Source organism: Marinobacter sp. EhC06 (assembly GCF_001650915.1).
Classification (GTDB): Bacteria; Pseudomonadota; Gammaproteobacteria; order Pseudomonadales; family Oleiphilaceae; genus Marinobacter.
Genome location: NZ_LXYO01000012.1, coordinates 230568 through 246210 on the forward strand (window position 1 = coordinate 230568; position 15643 = coordinate 246210).

The 15643-nt window shown below is 58.4% G+C and carries 13 protein-coding genes; 6 read left to right on the forward strand and 7 right to left on the reverse strand.

The window, feature by feature from the left end:
- Positions 1-38: 38 nt before the first annotated feature.
- The 4 genes from A8B84_RS07435 to A8B84_RS07450 form a co-directional block, all read right to left on the reverse strand.
- On the reverse strand, positions 39-989 hold the full coding sequence (locus tag A8B84_RS07435; RefSeq protein ID WP_064227344.1) for a DegV family protein: 951 nt from the start codon (positions 987-989) through the stop codon (positions 39-41).
- A 110-nt stretch (positions 990-1099) separates the two neighbouring features.
- Complete coding sequence (locus A8B84_RS07440) at positions 1100-1933, reverse strand: metal-dependent hydrolase (RefSeq protein WP_064227343.1); 834 nt, start codon at positions 1931-1933, stop codon at positions 1100-1102.
- Between the two features lie 256 nt (positions 1934-2189).
- Positions 2190-3566, reverse strand: coding sequence for a solute carrier family 23 protein (locus tag A8B84_RS07445; RefSeq protein ID WP_064227342.1), 1377 nt, complete (start codon positions 3564-3566; stop codon positions 2190-2192).
- 95 nt (positions 3567-3661) lie between these two features.
- Positions 3662-5290, reverse strand: a complete 1629-nt coding sequence (locus A8B84_RS07450; RefSeq protein WP_064227341.1) for an acyl-CoA synthetase — start codon at positions 5288-5290, stop codon at positions 3662-3664.
- Positions 5291-5442: 152 nt separating this feature from the next.
- Here A8B84_RS07450 and A8B84_RS07455 point away from each other — a divergent pair, with 152 nt between their 5' ends.
- Positions 5443-6945: a sensor histidine kinase gene (locus A8B84_RS07455; RefSeq protein ID WP_064227340.1), complete on the forward strand. Its 1503-nt coding sequence runs from the start codon at positions 5443-5445 to the stop codon at positions 6943-6945.
- Entirely contained in the window at positions 6938-7594 is a 657-nt protein-coding gene (locus tag A8B84_RS07460; protein WP_064227339.1) for a response regulator transcription factor, read from the forward strand. Before A8B84_RS07455 ends, A8B84_RS07460 begins: the two co-directional genes overlap by 8 nt.
- A gap of 6 nt (positions 7595-7600) precedes the next feature.
- Here A8B84_RS07460 and A8B84_RS07465 read toward each other — a convergent pair whose 3' ends face one another.
- Positions 7601-9016, reverse strand: a complete 1416-nt coding sequence (locus A8B84_RS07465; protein WP_064227338.1) for a PLP-dependent aminotransferase family protein — start codon at positions 9014-9016, stop codon at positions 7601-7603.
- Positions 9017-9229: 213 nt separating this feature from the next.
- On the opposite strand from A8B84_RS07465, the gene A8B84_RS07470 reads away from it, so the two are divergent.
- Genes A8B84_RS07470 through A8B84_RS07480 form a run of 3 tightly spaced genes read left to right on the forward strand, consistent with a single transcriptional unit; the run spans position 9230 to position 11554 of the window.
- The gene (locus A8B84_RS07470; protein WP_064227337.1) at positions 9230-9514 is read left to right on the forward strand and encodes a hypothetical protein; all 285 of its coding nucleotides are present in this window, start codon (positions 9230-9232) and stop codon (positions 9512-9514) included.
- The gene (locus tag A8B84_RS07475) at positions 9511-10317 is read left to right on the forward strand and encodes a PhzF family phenazine biosynthesis protein (RefSeq protein WP_064227336.1); all 807 of its coding nucleotides are present in this window, start codon (positions 9511-9513) and stop codon (positions 10315-10317) included. The genes A8B84_RS07470 and A8B84_RS07475 overlap by 4 nt, the downstream gene beginning before the upstream one ends.
- A gap of 43 nt (positions 10318-10360) precedes the next feature.
- Positions 10361-11554 carry an NAD(P)/FAD-dependent oxidoreductase gene (locus tag A8B84_RS07480; protein ID WP_064227335.1) on the forward strand — a complete coding sequence of 398 codons (1194 nt, stop codon included), beginning with the start codon at positions 10361-10363 and terminating at the stop codon, positions 11552-11554.
- A gap of 57 nt (positions 11555-11611) precedes the next feature.
- Here the strand turns inward: A8B84_RS07480 and A8B84_RS07485 are convergent, their stop codons facing one another.
- Both A8B84_RS07485 and A8B84_RS07490 read right to left on the reverse strand, forming a co-directional pair.
- Positions 11612-12538: a universal stress protein gene (locus A8B84_RS07485; protein ID WP_064227334.1), complete on the reverse strand. Its 927-nt coding sequence runs from the start codon at positions 12536-12538 to the stop codon at positions 11612-11614.
- Position 12539: 1 nt separating this feature from the next.
- Positions 12540-14027: a SulP family inorganic anion transporter gene (locus A8B84_RS07490; protein ID WP_064227333.1), complete on the reverse strand. Its 1488-nt coding sequence runs from the start codon at positions 14025-14027 to the stop codon at positions 12540-12542.
- A gap of 333 nt (positions 14028-14360) precedes the next feature.
- On the opposite strand from A8B84_RS07490, the gene A8B84_RS07495 reads away from it, so the two are divergent.
- Positions 14361-15641 carry an MgtC/SapB family protein gene (locus tag A8B84_RS07495; protein ID WP_064227332.1) on the forward strand — a complete coding sequence of 427 codons (1281 nt, stop codon included), beginning with the start codon at positions 14361-14363 and terminating at the stop codon, positions 15639-15641.
- Positions 15642-15643: the final 2 nt, after the last annotated feature.

Here is a 15643-nt window from a genome sequence, read left to right on the forward strand (position 1 = left end):
CGGGCCAGTCCGGTTCAGCCGCGAACTCTATGCAGGAATTACTGAAAATCGTTGAAGCTGTGGGGTTCCGCGGCCAGGGCCAGGCAGAGACTGCCAGGGCCGACATAGATACTGCTGGTGATGCCCATCTGGGAAAGCAGCAGCTCCACACCGTTACGCTCGCAGGCATCCCGAAGCCGATTGAGCCCGGGCAAATCCTCGATTTCGGTCCAGGTCAGGCCACAGGAAAGACTGACATAAGGGGTCAGGAGTCCGGCTTCCACGCGTGCAGTGGCATAGTTCATCACCTTTTCCACCGCCACATCGAAACTGCGGGTTTTGGCCGCCGGCTGGCCTTCAGCACCCTGGCCAAAGATCACCGGGGTGATGTTCAGCGCTTTACCAAGGAAGGCCACCAACGCCGACACGCTCTTGTCACCACGACGCCTTGCCCGCTCACGGATATAATGCAGGTCCCTCGGAATCACGCAGGTGTAGATCTTGTCGCTGAAGGTTTCCACCTCATGGCGCAGGGCATTCTTGGACACATTCTGGTCAATCAGCTTGAGCGTGTGGGCTGCCAGCAGGCCCTGGCCGGCAAAGATCTGCTTGCTGTCGATCACCCGCATGAAAAATCGGCCATCGCGCCCGGCCGCTTCCCGTGCGCCCTCGTAATTCGCCAGGACCGTATTCATTGCCTCGGTGGCATTCTGGAAAATCAGACTTCGGGTTTTCGTGACCGTCTCGCAGATAGCGACATCAAACTGGGTGACGATTTTCTCCATGAACAGGTCGTGGATCTGTTCGGCAGTGAAGGCGCGGGTCTCAGCCTGATGCCCTTTTTGTAACAGGCCGCTCTGGTAAAACTCCTGGGTCCGAACGGGATCATGCTTGTCTATATAGGTCTGGCCATCGATTACAGCGGTTACCGGCAGGACGAACAGGTCGTGCTTGCGGCTGAAATCATAAGGTAAGTCGCACGCAGAATCGACGATCAAACCAACTCGCATGGTGGGCCTCCAGCTCCGGGCAGCTTCTCGACCGGAAGCCCCCTTTATTGTCGTTATTCTTTATGCCGCACAGTTTTACACACCGCGATCAGAATTTCAGCAAACCGGCCCTATCCTGCACTGGATGTCATATCCAGCTCACGGAGATTCTGCTTGAGCAGCTCGCGGTTGTCCTGCTGCCAGGGGTGAAAGCCTTTGCGGAAATAGGCCAGGAATTCCGGCAGACACTTGCGAAGCACTCCGGGCCTGCCCCAGAGAAAATTAAACCCGCCAACCCAGGTGCGAAGGCTCCAAAGCTTACCATCGGCCTTCAGCAGGCTACAGGTATTGAGAAAGGTGTACTTGAAGAAATTCCAGGTCACGAACAGGAAGACAATCCGGCGCAGCCGTTCATTGCCAACACATTCCCGGTAGACATCGAAGGCAACGGATTTGTGTTCGGTTTCTTCGATCGCATGCCAGCGCCAGAGCTTTGCCATGGCCGGAGTAGCACCCTCCATCCACTCGGGATGACTCAGGATGGCATTGGCGAGAACGGCGGTGTAATGCTCTGCTCCGCAGGTACCTGCAAGTTGGCGGCTTGGCGGCAGGTTGCCCACCCACTCCATATGCTTCCGGAACCGTTGGTCAAGGGCATCAATGTCGTAACCTCTGGCCTTCAGGGCTTCGTTGTAGTCCTTGTGCTCCCGGCTGTGCAAGGCTTCCTGGCCAATAAAGCCGCGAATCTCCGCTTTCAGCTTTGGATCCTCAATTTTGTCCCGATAGAGTCGAACGGCATTGATGAATTGCTGTTCGCCGTCAGGGAACTGCAGGGAAAGGGCATTGAAAAACGCAGTCCGGAAGGCGTCGTTACCGTGCCAGAGCGTTTTCAGATCTTCACTGACATCGAACCGGAGATGCCTCGGTTCAACGGACACGCCCTCGGGCGTGGAGCTGATGGTCATGACTGCCTCCTGTTTTTGTAGTGTTGTTATCAGTAATGAACAGCGGACAAAAATTCATCAGTCAAAGCAGTTTAAACCCGGAAACCAAGCGGAAGGAATACTTCGGTAGAAAAAATTGGACAAATTGTCACGAAATGACATTCTGTCAACGACCGGATTTCAAGAGAAAATGCAGGCATAAAAAAGGGAGGCACGAGGCCTCCCAAGGACACACAGGGGGTCAACGCCTTCCGGTGCAGAGCCGGAAGACGCAGGTTTAGTGCTCTTCTGCGGCTTTCACGCCCGGCGCTTCCGGGTCGGCGGTGAAGCCAAGCAATTTGGTACGTTCAATCAGGAAATAGAGCACGGCACCGGTGGCCAAGCCCCAGCCGGCACCGTACACCGCCAGAACCACGCCCATGGTGCCGGCAATGCCACGCTCGGTGTTATTCTCCAGCTGCTCCAGACCTACCATCAGACAGATATAGCCGGTCAGAAGCAGGGTCAGCGAGAGGGCAATTGGCAACACCGGCTGGAAGAAGCTCACCAGCGGCAGGACGAACAGGGCAATGAAACCGGTAATCCAGAAGGTACCACCGCCACTGTAAATGGAGTCCATAGCGTTACGGCCGTACTTGTAACGCTCGGCCATGGTGGCAGTGACGGCCGTCCAGATCGGACCCGCCAGCCCCGGGTACGGCGCGAAGAACGCGTGGCCACCGTTGCGAATCGCGGTTACCAGGTGCACCCGGTCGATGCTGTTATCGATGTCTTCGTCTTTGCGCAGATGATCCACGCGGTTCATCAGGGACTGACCCACCACGATGTCACCAAAGGCAATAACGTAAGCGATCACGGCCGTGGGAATGGCGTACAGGAAGACGTTGGCATCCGGGAAGCCGACGGCGAACGGCAGGTAGTTCCACAGCTCGTCAAAAGCTGGCTTGGTAATACCCCACTCCACATTGGGCACCTCGTATTCGCCAGTGACAAAGCCAACCAGAATGGCAACCACCATACCCGGAACCATGCCGTAATTAGCGATCTTGCGGGCGATGGAATTGCTTTCCACAAAGCCTTTGAACGATACCGAGAACATCAGGTAGAGGCACACCAGACCGCCAATGATCAGGGAGATTGGCGTGTTCGCCAGGCGGCCGCCCGCTTCGATCTCACCCATCAGGGCCGCGATACCGGCGCCGATGATAATCCCGCCTTTCATGGAACGGGGAATCAGCTCCACCAGCTTGCTGCCCAGGCGGGTAATACCCAGAACCAGGAAGATAATGAACACAAGAAACTGCAGGGCGAACAGAGCCTGAATCGCCTCCGGGCCGGGCTCGTAGTCACTCAGGAACAGCAGGACAACCGGAATACCCGGGGTAATCCACCCGGGCACCAGGGGCACGCCCAGCAGTGCCGGCAGCATGAAACCGATACCGCAGATCACCACATAGGCCAGAGCCACGTCGTAGGGCACACCCAGGTATTTCTCAAGTAGGGGAATCATGGCCAGGCTGACCACGAACATGATCAGGGCCTGCACCATCTCCGCGAATTCCCAGCGGTAATGAACAAACGGCAGACGAACCTTGAAGGGTCCAGCCGGCCAATACGGCTGCTCTTCCCCGTTCTTTCGGTGAAACATTTGCATAAAAAGGTCTCCGGGCCCACGCGGCGCGTGTGCCTGACAGCGTTGTTTTTCTGGTTAAAGTCGGCTGCGCCGGAGCGGCGCAGCCGATCGGGAGATCAGTCCAGTTCTTTGGCCTGGTCCCTCAGCACGAACTTCTGGATCTTGCCCGTGGAAGTTTTGGGCAGCTCCGAGAAGACGATGGTCTTGGGTACCTTGAACCGGGCCAGGTGCTCGCGACAGAAGTTGATAATGTCTTCCTCGCTGACCTGCCCTGCTTCCGGCTTGAGGGTCACGAACGCGCAGGGGGTTTCGCCCCACTTCTCATCTGGCCGGGCAACCACTGCCGCCTCGAGCACAGCGGGATGGCGGTACAGGGTATCCTCAACCTCAATGGTTGAGATGTTTTCACCACCGGAGATGATGATGTCCTTCAGCCGGTCCTTGATCTCCATGTAGCCGTCTTCGTGCCACACGGCCAGGTCCCCGGTGTGGAACCAGCCACCCCGGAAGGCCTCTTCGGTGGCCTTGGGGTTCTTCAGGTAGCCCTTCATCACGGTGTTGCCGCGCAGGAAGATTTCACCGATCGTCTTGCCGTCTTTGGGTACCGGCTCCATGGTGTTCGGGTCGCCAACCATGGTGCCAGCCAGGGTGTGATAGCGAACGCCCTGGCGAGCCTTCTTGCGGGCGCGATTGTGCAGTGGCAGCGAATCCCACTCGGTCTTCCACGCGCAAACCGTCACCGGACCATAGACTTCGGTCAGGCCGTAAACGTGAGTCACCTGGATACCCATCTCTTCGATGGCACCGATAACCTGGGCGGGGGGCGCCGCGCCGGCTGTCATGGATTTCACTTCGTGATCGATACCCGCCTTGGCGGATTCCGGCACGTTCAGCAGCGCGTTGAGAACAATCGGGGCGCCGCACATGTGGGTAACCTGATGGTCGCGGATCAGCTGCAGGATCTTTTCCGGGTCAACCCGGCGCAGGCATACATGGGTGCCCGCCATGGCGGTGATGGTCCAGGGGAAACACCAGCCGTTGCAGTGGAACATCGGCAAGGTCCACAGGTACACCGGGTGCATGTCCATGGACCAGACTGCCTGGTTGCCGATGGCATTGATGTAGGCGCCACGATGGTGGTAAACCACGCCCTTCGGGTTCCCGGTCGTGCCGGATGTGTAGTTCAGGGAGATGGCATCCCACTCGTTGTCGGGGAAGCTCCACTGGAACGCCGGATCCCCCTCCTGCAGGAAGGCATCGTAATCCAGATCGCTGACCTGGACGCCCTCGCCGTACTCGGGATCGTCCACATCAATCACCAGTGGCTTGGTGTCCAGCCGGCTGACGGCGTCTTTGATCACCTCACCGAATTCCCGGTCGGCAATTACAACCTTGGCCTCACCGTGTTCCAGCATGAAAGCAATGGCTTCGGCATCCAGGCGAACGTTCAGGGTATTGAGCACCGCACCGATCATGGGAACCCCGAAGTGGGCCTCTACCATGGCAGGAATATTTGGCAGCATAACGGCGACGGTGTCACCACGTCCGATGCCGCGCCCCTTGAGGGCAGAGGCCAGACGGCGACAACGCTCGTAGGTCTGCGCCCAGGTGTAGCGGATCGCCCCGTGAATAACCGCGGGGTACTCGGGGTAAACAGTAGCGGTACGTTCGATAAAATCGACGGGAGATTGAACGGCGTAGTTGGCGTCAACGGGCGCCAGGCCCTGATCAAATATCGAGGTCATTGCGTGGTCCTCTTCAGTGCTGTTGTTCTTATGGCGCATTCAGGAATATCGCTAAACTAGCTATACTTCGGACTGGCCAGAATAGTATTGAATAGAATAAATACTAGAAATTATACCAACGTATTATAGTTAACCTACTATATCAAAAAGACATGAACGACATTCCCCCTTCAAGTGTATTTAGTTTGCACGACGCCGACCCGCAACCCGGATTGATCCTGGATGCTGGTGGCACCGTTCTTGAGGGCAACCGCGCAAGCCGGAATCTGTATCAGACGGCGAACCTGGCCTCCCGGTCCGGGCTGCTGCCGGTAAATGTTCTGGCACTCGTGAAGTCTGCACTGGAACAGGACCGGGCAATCGAGAATGTCGAAGCCCGTATTCCGGGAACCATCCTGATGTGGACGTTCGTCCCTGATGCCCAGAGCGGCAGGGTTCTGGCACGAGCAAGAGACGCCACAGATGAGGTTCTGACCCAGGAAGAGGCAACCCGCTCCAACCGGCTGTACCGGCTGATCACCGAAAACACCACTGACCTGATCTCCCGCCACGCTCCGGACGGACGCTTTATCGATGCCACACCCGCGTCATGGCGGCTGCTGGGCTACTGGCCGGAAGAATTACGGGGCAAACCGCTCGAAGAGGTCTTTCGCGGCAACCATGTAGCCCAGAAACTGGCGGAAACCCGCAACCTTCTGCGGGATGATGGCTACGCCACCATGACCCTGGAGATCATCCACCGGGACGGATCCCGCCGCTGGTTCGAGATTGCCAGCCGGGCCATCCGGGAGACCTACACCGGTGCCGTGATTGAGGTCATCAGCGTATCCCGGGATATCACCGCCCGGGTGGAATCCGAGGAGAACAACCGCAGGCTGGCCGACGAACTGGCCCATACCGCCAGGCTCGCCACTCTCGGGGAACTTGCCTCCAGCATTGCCCACGAAATGAACCAGCCACTGGCCACCATCGTGAACTTCGCCAGCGCCAGCCAGCGCTACCTGAAAAGTGCCCGAACCAACCCTGAATGCCTTGACCGCGTGGACGATGGCCTCCAGAAGATTGTTCACCATGCCAACCGGGCCTCGGAGGTCATCAAACGCTTGCGGGCCTTTTTACGCAAAGGCCAGAAGCGTACCGCGCCAATCGCCCTTAACGATGTCGTGAGCAACGTTGCCCGCCTGTGTCAGTGGGAGGCGGAGAAGAACAATGTGCAGATCCGCGAGAGACTGGCCTGCTGCGCGCCGGTTATCACCGCCGATCCGGTGCTGCTGGAACAGGTATTGATCAATCTGATCCGAAATGGCATTGAAGCCACGATCGAAGCCCGCGACGAAGAAACCCGGAGCGCACCCGCGCAGATCATCATAACCACCTGCATCAACGATCAGAACGAAACCCTGATTGAAGTCACTGATGAAGGCCCGGGCCTGGATGAGCAGGGCATCCGCCAGATGTTCCAGCCGTTTTACACCAGCAAGCCCCAGGGACTGGGCCTTGGCCTATCCATGAGCCGATCGATCATTGAAGGCTTTGGCGGCTTTCTGGATGCCCGCCCCGCTAAAACGGGGGGACTGTCCCTGATCTGTCGATTCCCGGCCAGCCAGAACCAGAAGCACAAAACCGCAACCACGGAGAACCAGCCCGATGACTGACCACTCTGCCCCGGAAGCCACCACCGTCTATGTTGTTGACGACGACGCAGGCATGCTGGAATCCACCCAATGGTTGCTGGAATCAGTGGGCCTGAACGTCCAGGCCTACAGCGATGGCCGGAAATTTCTGGACGCCGTTGGCAACGGCAAAGCCGGCTGCGTGGTTCTGGATGTGAGGATGCCGGGGCTCGGCGGCCTGAACGTTCAGGAGGAGCTTCAGAAGCGAGGGCTGGACCTGCCCATCATCTTTGTCTCTGGCCATGCCGATGTGCCCATCGTGGTCAGGGCGTTCAAATCCGGCGCTTTTGACTTCATCGAAAAGCCTTTCAACGAGCAGTTGCTGCTGGACAGCGTTCAACAGGCCCTTCAGGAACACCAGCAATCTGGCACACAGCTGCAGGGCGATGAGGCAACCGAAGCTCTGCTGACCACCCTCACCCGGCGCGAACGGGATGTGTTTCTCCCACTCGCCCAGGGCTACACCAGCCGGGAAATCGCCGAGCAACTGGATGTCAGCGTGAAGACGATTGATCTGTACCGAGCCCGGGTGATGAAGCGCCTGGGCGCCGGTCGCCTGCCGGATGTTACCGGCACAGCCATTGCCGCCGGGCTGCTCGACCCGCTGGACCTGCGCAGGGAAAAGAGCTGAATGGCCCTAACCCGCCGCAGCCTGGACATCGTGAGCCAACACCCCCAGCCTGGCCACGGCCTGCTCTATACGTTCACTCCAGGGGTTGGCGCTGTTCAGCCTCAGGCAATTTTCGTATTTGTCGGCGGTGGAGAACATCAGCCCCGGCGCCACGTTGATATCCTCCGCCCTGGCCCTGTGGTAAACCTCCGTGCCGGAAACGCCGTCCGGCAACTGCACCCAGAGTACAAACCCGCCCTGGGGTCGACTCACAGCGGTACCTTCCGGAAATGCACGGGCCACGGCTGTACGCATACGCTCTGTGGACTCGCGATAGTGCTGACGCGCTGAGCGCAGATAGCGATCGTAACCGCCCTGCTCCAGAAAGTGGGCCACCGCCATCTGGGGAATCGAAGAGGTCGCCAAGTTGACGAAATACTTGTGCTGCCGGGCGCTGGCCATATGCCGCCCGGGAACCATCCAGCCCAGCCGCAGGCCCGGCGAGATAGTCTTCGAAAAGGAACTGCAGTAAATCACGTTATCGGCCCGGTCAAAGGCCTTGGCCGGGCGCGGCCGGTCACCGGAGTGGTGCAGATCCCCGTAAATATCGTCCTCAATCAGGGGAACAGCAGCCGCCGCCAGCATGGAGACCAGCTGCTTCTTGCGCTCGTCGGACATTTGCGCACCCATGGGATTGCTGTGATTGGTCACCACCACACAGGCTTTCAGGGGCCACTGTTCCAGGGCCAGTTGCAAGCCTTCGAGGCTCAAACCCTCGGAAGGATGGGTAGGAATTTCAATGACCTTCAGCCCGACCACTTCCAGAGCCTGAAGAATGCCGGGGAAAGACGGAGATTCCACCGCCACAATGTCACCGGGCTGGGTCACCGCCCGCAGCGCCAGGATGATGGCCTCCTGGGCACCGTTGGTGGCGAGCACGTCATCCGGCGTTACCGGAACCCCGAGGGTCGCCATCCGCTGGGCAATCTGCCGCCGGAACGATTCTTTTCCGGGAAAGGCGTAGTCCAGTGTTTCCAGGCCCCGACGTGCAGCCCAGAGCGTGCTGTGCTGGATCTGTCGGAGCGGAAGGTAATCCGGATGGGGAATCGCCGTGGCCAGAGGCACCATACGCTTCTGCTCGTCGGCGCACAGGTCCAGGGTCATTTCCCGGGCGCTGACCGGTACCGGACGACTTCGATGCCGGCGCATCACCGGCTCAGGTGCATCCACGGTCGGCAGCCTTACGAAGTAGCCACTGCGCTCCCGGGCCTGCAGAAAGCCCCGTGCTTCCAGGGTCTGGTGCGCTTGCAGGATGGTCGAAATACTCACGCCAAACTGCCGGCTCAGCATTCGCACGCCCGGCAATCGATCACCGTCGCGGTAGACACCGTCCCGGATCAACTCCTGGAGCTGATCCGCCACCTGATTGTAAAGAATGCCCATTGCCCGTCCCTCGTCACTGGTACCTCCGGAGTCACCACTCTATTGCACCAGACACGGCACTTCTCCATGCAGTACAGATACAGTCGAATCTGACCGGCACAGATTCAAAAAACCACATTCTGTACCGGTTCAAAATAAGATTATCTGAATCTGTTATGACTGTCAGCGGGAGCCGACAATAAACGGACTGAATACTGAAGAAGGAGTTTCACCATGGGCATCGCCAACACGCATCTGTCGGCACCACCAGCAACCAGTAAAGACCTGTTCGGTTTGCAGGCCTGCGCGACACCGCTCTTCAAAGGCATGGACGTCACCCGTCGATGGCTCGAAGACCTGGGGTTTTCGATCAACGAACCGGCTCAGGAGCACTGGGTACTGACGCATTCGGCCCCATTGCCGGAACTGCACTTTTACAGTGCTTCGGAGCTGGAGATGTTTGCCAGGCACCGGGCGCATCATTACGCTAGACGATCTTTCAAGGAGAACAGACCATGACACAGCCCCTCTACCAGGTTGATGCTTTTACCAGCAGGATTTTCGGCGGCAACCCGGCCGCGGTCATGCCTCTGGAGCAATGGCTGCCGGACAATGTCATGCTCTCGCTTGCCATGGAGAACAACCTCTCGGAAACGGCCTTTTTCGTGCCGCTTCCAGACGACGAGGATGCCGATTTCCATATCCGCTGGTTTACTCCGGGCACAGAGGTGCCACTGTGTGGCCACGCCACCCTGGCCAGTGCCTGGGTTATTTTCAACAAGCTTGGCTGGGACAAGGAGCAAATCCGTTTACTTTCCAAAAGCGGCCCGCTCTCCGTCCGGCAGGCGGATGATGGCTGGCTGGTACTGGATTTTCCGAATTTGGGCTTCGAGGAACGGCCAACACCGGACTTGATCCGCGAGGCGCTGGCAGAGGCACCTGACACCGCGTTCTTCGTTCCCAATGACACCAACTACATGGTGGTTCTGAAGGACGAGGACGCTGTGCGATCTGCTCAACCGGATCTGCGCAAACTCAAGCAACTCGGCAATCAGGGGCTGATCATCACCGCACCTGGCGAAGACTGCGATTTCGTCAGCCGCTATTTCGCTCCGGGCGCCGGTATTGATGAAGACCCGGTTACCGGCTCCATTCACAGCGTGCTCGTGCCCTACTGGTCAGAAAAACTGGGCAAGACACGGCTCGACGCCCGGCAAATTTCGGCAAGAGGCGGTGTGCTGCGCTGCGAACTGAAAGGCGACCGGGTCGACATCGCCGGCCAGGCCGCATTCTTCATGGAAGGCTCCGTCTACCTGCCCTGAGACTGGTATACTGCCCGCCGTTTTCTTTCCAACGGCGGGCAGTATGGCGGCAGGTTCAGCATCACAGTACGACGTAATCATTCTCGGCGCCGGCGCTGCGGGTCTGATGTGTGCAGCAACCGCCGGCTATCGCGGCCGAAGGGTGCTGGTGCTGGACCACGCCAACAAGCCCGGCAAGAAAATCCTCATGTCCGGCGGCGGCCGCTGCAACTTCACCAACCTGAACAGCACGCCCGCCAACTTCCTGTCGGACAACCCGCACTACTGCATTTCTGCGCTCAAGCGTTATACCCCCCAGGATTTTCTGGAACTGGTAGACCGCCACGGCATTGAGCATGAGGAAAAAGCCCCTGGCCAGTTGTTCTGCAAGGACAGCGCCAAGGATATCCTCAACATGCTGCTGACCGAATGCGAGTGGGCAGGGGCGGAAGTGAGAATGAAAACAGCGGTCGACCGCATTACCGAAACCGACTCGGGCTACCGCCTGCGCGTTGGCTCCGGCGATCTCACCTGTGAATCCCTGGTGATCGCCACCGGTGGCCTGTCGATTCCCACCATGGGCGCCACCGCGTTTGGTTACCGGGTAGCCGAGCAGTTCGGGCTGGACATACTTCCCACGCGAGCAGGCCTGGTGCCCTTTACCCTGCAGCCGGAATTGAAAGAACAGCTCGCGCCTTTGTCCGGTGTCAGTTGTCCCGTTGACGTGCAGTGCCATGACCAGCACTTCCGGGAACCGATGCTGGTCACCCATCGCGGGCTGAGTGGCCCGGCGATGCTCCAGATTTCCAGTTTCTGGGAGCCGGGCGACAGCCTGGCCATCAATCTGCTGCCGGCCTGCCGCATCAAGGATGACCTGCTGAACCTCCGGAAAACCCGTCCGCAATCGACCATTGCACACTACCTGACCCAGCACCTGCCGAAACGGTTTGCCCAGGCCTTCAACGAACTGCAGGGCTGGACCGGTCCTTTGCAGGGCTACAAGAACAGCGATATCGAGCAGGTTGCCGATGTTCTGGGCCAATGGTCGATCAAGCCGGCGGGAACCGAGGGCTACCGCACGGCAGAGGTTACCCTGGGGGGTGTGGATACGCGCCAGCTCTCCTCCAAGACCATGGCGGTGCTGGAGAAGCCAAACCTGTATTTCATCGGTGAGGTGGTGGATGTGACTGGCCACCTTGGCGGCCATAATTTCCAGTGGGCATGGGCCTCGGGTGTGGCAGCCGGCAACAGCGCCTGAAACCGGCCACCGCGCGGCGGTGGCCTATCTGGCCGAAGTGGCCGCCCAGGAAGTAGCCTAGCGAAGCACCACCAGGGGCTTTTTGGCGGTTTTTAGCATCGTGGTGGTTGTACTGCCCACCAGGAACTGACGGATGCGGGAGTGACCGTAGGCGCCCATCACCAGGATGTCGATGTCCTTCTCTTCCTGATAGGCGTGCAATGCAGGCTCCACATCGCCGGCCCGAATGGCCAGAGTGATCTCGGATTCCAGCCCCGCCAGCATTTTCTCGGCTTTCCGGAGCTGCTCCCAGCGATCGTTGGTATCCGGCCCAACCATCACCAGATGCAGTGGCATGCCTTTCAGGACCGGGCTGCCAGCCAGCAATTCCACGCCCTTGAACGCCGTGGCGCTGCCATCAAAGGCCAGCATGGCGCTGCGGGGCTGGGTGTACTCGTCCGGCACCAGGAGAATCGGGCGATGCATGCTTCGAATTACTGTCTCCAGCTGGCTGCCAATGTGGGTGTCGCGCTCGGAGCTACTCTCGCCGTGCAGACCCATGACCAGCAGGCGGGTCTGGTTTTCGAGGGCCAGCAGGGACTCGGTCAGGTCACCGTGGCGCTGACGCTGCACCACGTCTGTGATACCGGCCTCGCTGACCCGCTTTTGGGCTTCATCCAGCATGTGGTGGCCGTGTTCAAGGGCCAGCTTGGCACGTTTGCGGTCCAGCTCTGCCAGATCTTCGAGCAGCTGCTCACGACTGCCCAGGCCGATGCTTCCGGCCAGATCCGGCTCTGCCGGATAACGTTCCTCGTCCAGCACGTGCAGCAGCATCATGGGTGTTTCCATGTGCTTGCTGGCCCAGGCAGCATAATCGCAAACGGCCGGCGCCGCCTGGGAGCCATCAATACAGGCAACTACTCGTAACATCTCAACCTCGCCTTCATGATCCTTGTGATTGTTATTCTGACTGCGATCGCTGTTGGATTCCCTGGTCTGCGTCATGTCAGTGCCCCATCAGCTGGTCAACGGCGTCCGGCTTGTCGTGTACGCCAAAGCGGTCAACAATCGTGGCACTGGCTTCATTCAGCCCGATAACCTCAACTTCCGAGCCTTCCCGGCGGAACTTGATCACCGCCTTGTCCAGGGCACCCACTGCGGTGATATCCCAGAAATGCGCGCGACTCAGGTCGATCACCACATTATCGACTGCTTCCTTGAAATCAAAGGATTCCATGAATTTTTCCGAGGAGCTGAAGAACACCTGGCCCACAACCCGGTATGTGCGGGTATCGGTGGTTTCATCCAGCTCGGAGGTCACCAGCATGTAGTGGCCCACTTTGTTGGCAAAGAACAAAGCCGCCAGCAGAACGCCGGCCAGTACGCCAAAGGCAAGGTTATGGGTGGCAACCACCACAATAACGGTTACCAACATAACGATGTTTGTGGAAAGAGGATGTTCGCGCAGATTGCGAATGGAATCCCAGGAGAACGTACCAATCGACACCATGATCATGACTGCAACCAGGGCCGCCATGGGTATCTGGACCAGCACACTGTCCAACAGCAGCACCATGATCAGCAGGAAGACACCGGCTGTTAGCGTGGATAGCCGGGTCCGGCCGCCGGACTTCACGTTGATAATTGACTGACCGATCATGGCACAACCGGCCATCCCGCCGATCAGGCCGGAGCCGATGTTGGCAATGCCCTGGCCTTTGCACTCACGGTTGCGATCACTGGTAGTGTCCGTCAGGTCGTCCACGATGGTCGCCGTCATCATGGACTCCAGCAGCCCCACAATGGCCAGCGGAATCGAGTACGGCAGGATGATCATCAAGGTTTCCAGGTTAAGAGGCACGTCCGGCCACAGGAATACAGGCAGCGTATCCGGCAGATCGCCCATATCGCCAACCGTGCGGATATCCATTCCGGTAACTACGGCAACTACCGTAAGAACGACGATGCACACCAGGGGCGACGGTAAAACTTTGCCAACAACGGGCAGCAAGGGAAACAGGTAGATGATACCCAGACCCGCGGCAGTCATCGCATAAACATGCCAGGTCACATTGGTCAGTTCGGGCAATTGGGCCATGAAGATGAGGATGGCGAGAGCGTTTACAAAACCGGTCACCACCGAGCGTGACACAAAGCGCATCAGACTGCCGAGCTTGAGATAGCCAGCAATCAGTTGCAGCACACCGGTAAGCAGGGTCGCCGCCAGCAGATACTGCAGGCCATGCTCTTTAACAAGGGTTACCATCAGTACCGCCATGGCCGCGGTCGCGGCGGAAATCATCCCGGGACGGCCGCCCACAAAAGCGATAATCACTGCAATACAGAAAGAGGCGTAAAGACCCACTTTGGGATCGACACCGGCAATGATCGAGAAGGCAATGGCCTCCGGGATCAGTGCCAGCGCCACGACGATACCGGCGAGCAAGTCGCCACGAATGTTCGAAAGCCAGTTGGCTTTTAGGGAATTCACCATAATGTCGGGTTTCCGGATTGCTGTGCAAATAAAAAACTGAGATAAAACCGTCGATTGCACCCAACATGACAGGCGTTGGCTACAGGCATATTTCTCAGGGGATTAACCAGAGGAAGAGGAAACTGAGCGCTAGGGCGGAAGGATCGTCACGGTTTTGGTTTGCTGCACGGTTGATGAAAATCAGGTAACTGCGAATTTCAGGGTCGCGAAGCTTACCAGACCACTTGCAGGAAAGTAAGGTCGTTAGGGGAATCTTCTTAGAGGTGTAACGACCGGTTGCACCTGCTGCTATCATCAGCATATTCAATTATTAACAGGAGCCTACGCCCTGCCATGGATGATGTTGCTTCCCAGTTTCTGGCTGGAAACCAGACCACCCTGAATCTCGCAGTTGCGCTTCTACTTGGCGCCATCATAGGGCTGGAAAGGGGATGGGACGCCCGGGAACAGAAATCCGGTGAACGCATTGCCGGCATACGCACTTTTGCCCTGGTAGGTCTGCTTGGCGGTATCTCGGCAGTATTGGCGCAGGAGATCACCGAATGGGCATTTCCCGTAATGTTGGTCAGCGTGGTGGCCATGGCGATCGTGGCCTACAGCGAGCGGCTTGAGCACATCCGCAATTTCAGCATCACGGGCATAGTCGGCATGGTGCTGACCTTCTGCTTCGGCGCTGTGGCGGTGGCAGTGGATCCGGTCATCGCAACAGCAGCCGCTGTTGTGACCGCAATCATCCTGGACAACAAGGAGGAGATCCACGGCTGGGTCAACAAGCTGAAGGAACATGAACTGGATGCGGCACTCAAGCTGCTGCTGATTTCCGTGGTCATGCTGCCGTTGCTGCCAAATGAAAAGATGGGCCCTGGTGGCGTTCTGAACCCCCGGGAAATCTGGTGGATGGTGGTGATGATCGCCTCCATTTCCTTTGTCGGCTATTTCGCCATACGCGTCGCCGGAACTCGCAAGGGAATCTTGTTTACCAGCCTGTTCGCGGGGCTGAGTTCCTCCACCGCCCTCACCCTGCACTTCGCCCGTCAGGCCTCGAAAAATCCGCAGCTTAACGCCCAGTTCGCCACCGGCATTCTGATTGCCTGCGGTACCATGTTTCCCCGCATTCTGGTGTACTGCCTTGTGATCAACCCTGATCTGCTACCAAGCCTTGTCTGGCCGGTGGTGGTCATGACTGTTTTGCTCTACGGCCCTGCGCTTTTTATCTGGCGGAAAAACGACCGGGAACTCCATGTCAGTCAGCCAACACTTAACCAGAACCCGCTTGATCTGACCTCGGCCCTGGTTTTTGGCGCGCTACTGACGGGCATCCTCCTGCTGGGCGAGTTTCTGGGCAACTGGCTGGGTGATGCCGGTATCTATTTTCTGGCGGCCACCTCCGGTATCGCCGACGTGGACGCCATCACCCTCTCCCTGACCCGCATGTCCAATAACAGTCTGGCAATGAGCACGGCCGTGATCGGTATCGTTATCGCTGCCGCCACCAACAATCTGGTGAAGTCGGCTCTGGCGGGGTTTGTCGGCAATCGCCAGACCGGGCTCCTGGTCGGCATCCCCATGGTGCTCTCTCTGGCGGCCGGGCTGTTGGTCGCCGGGCTGCAATAAAC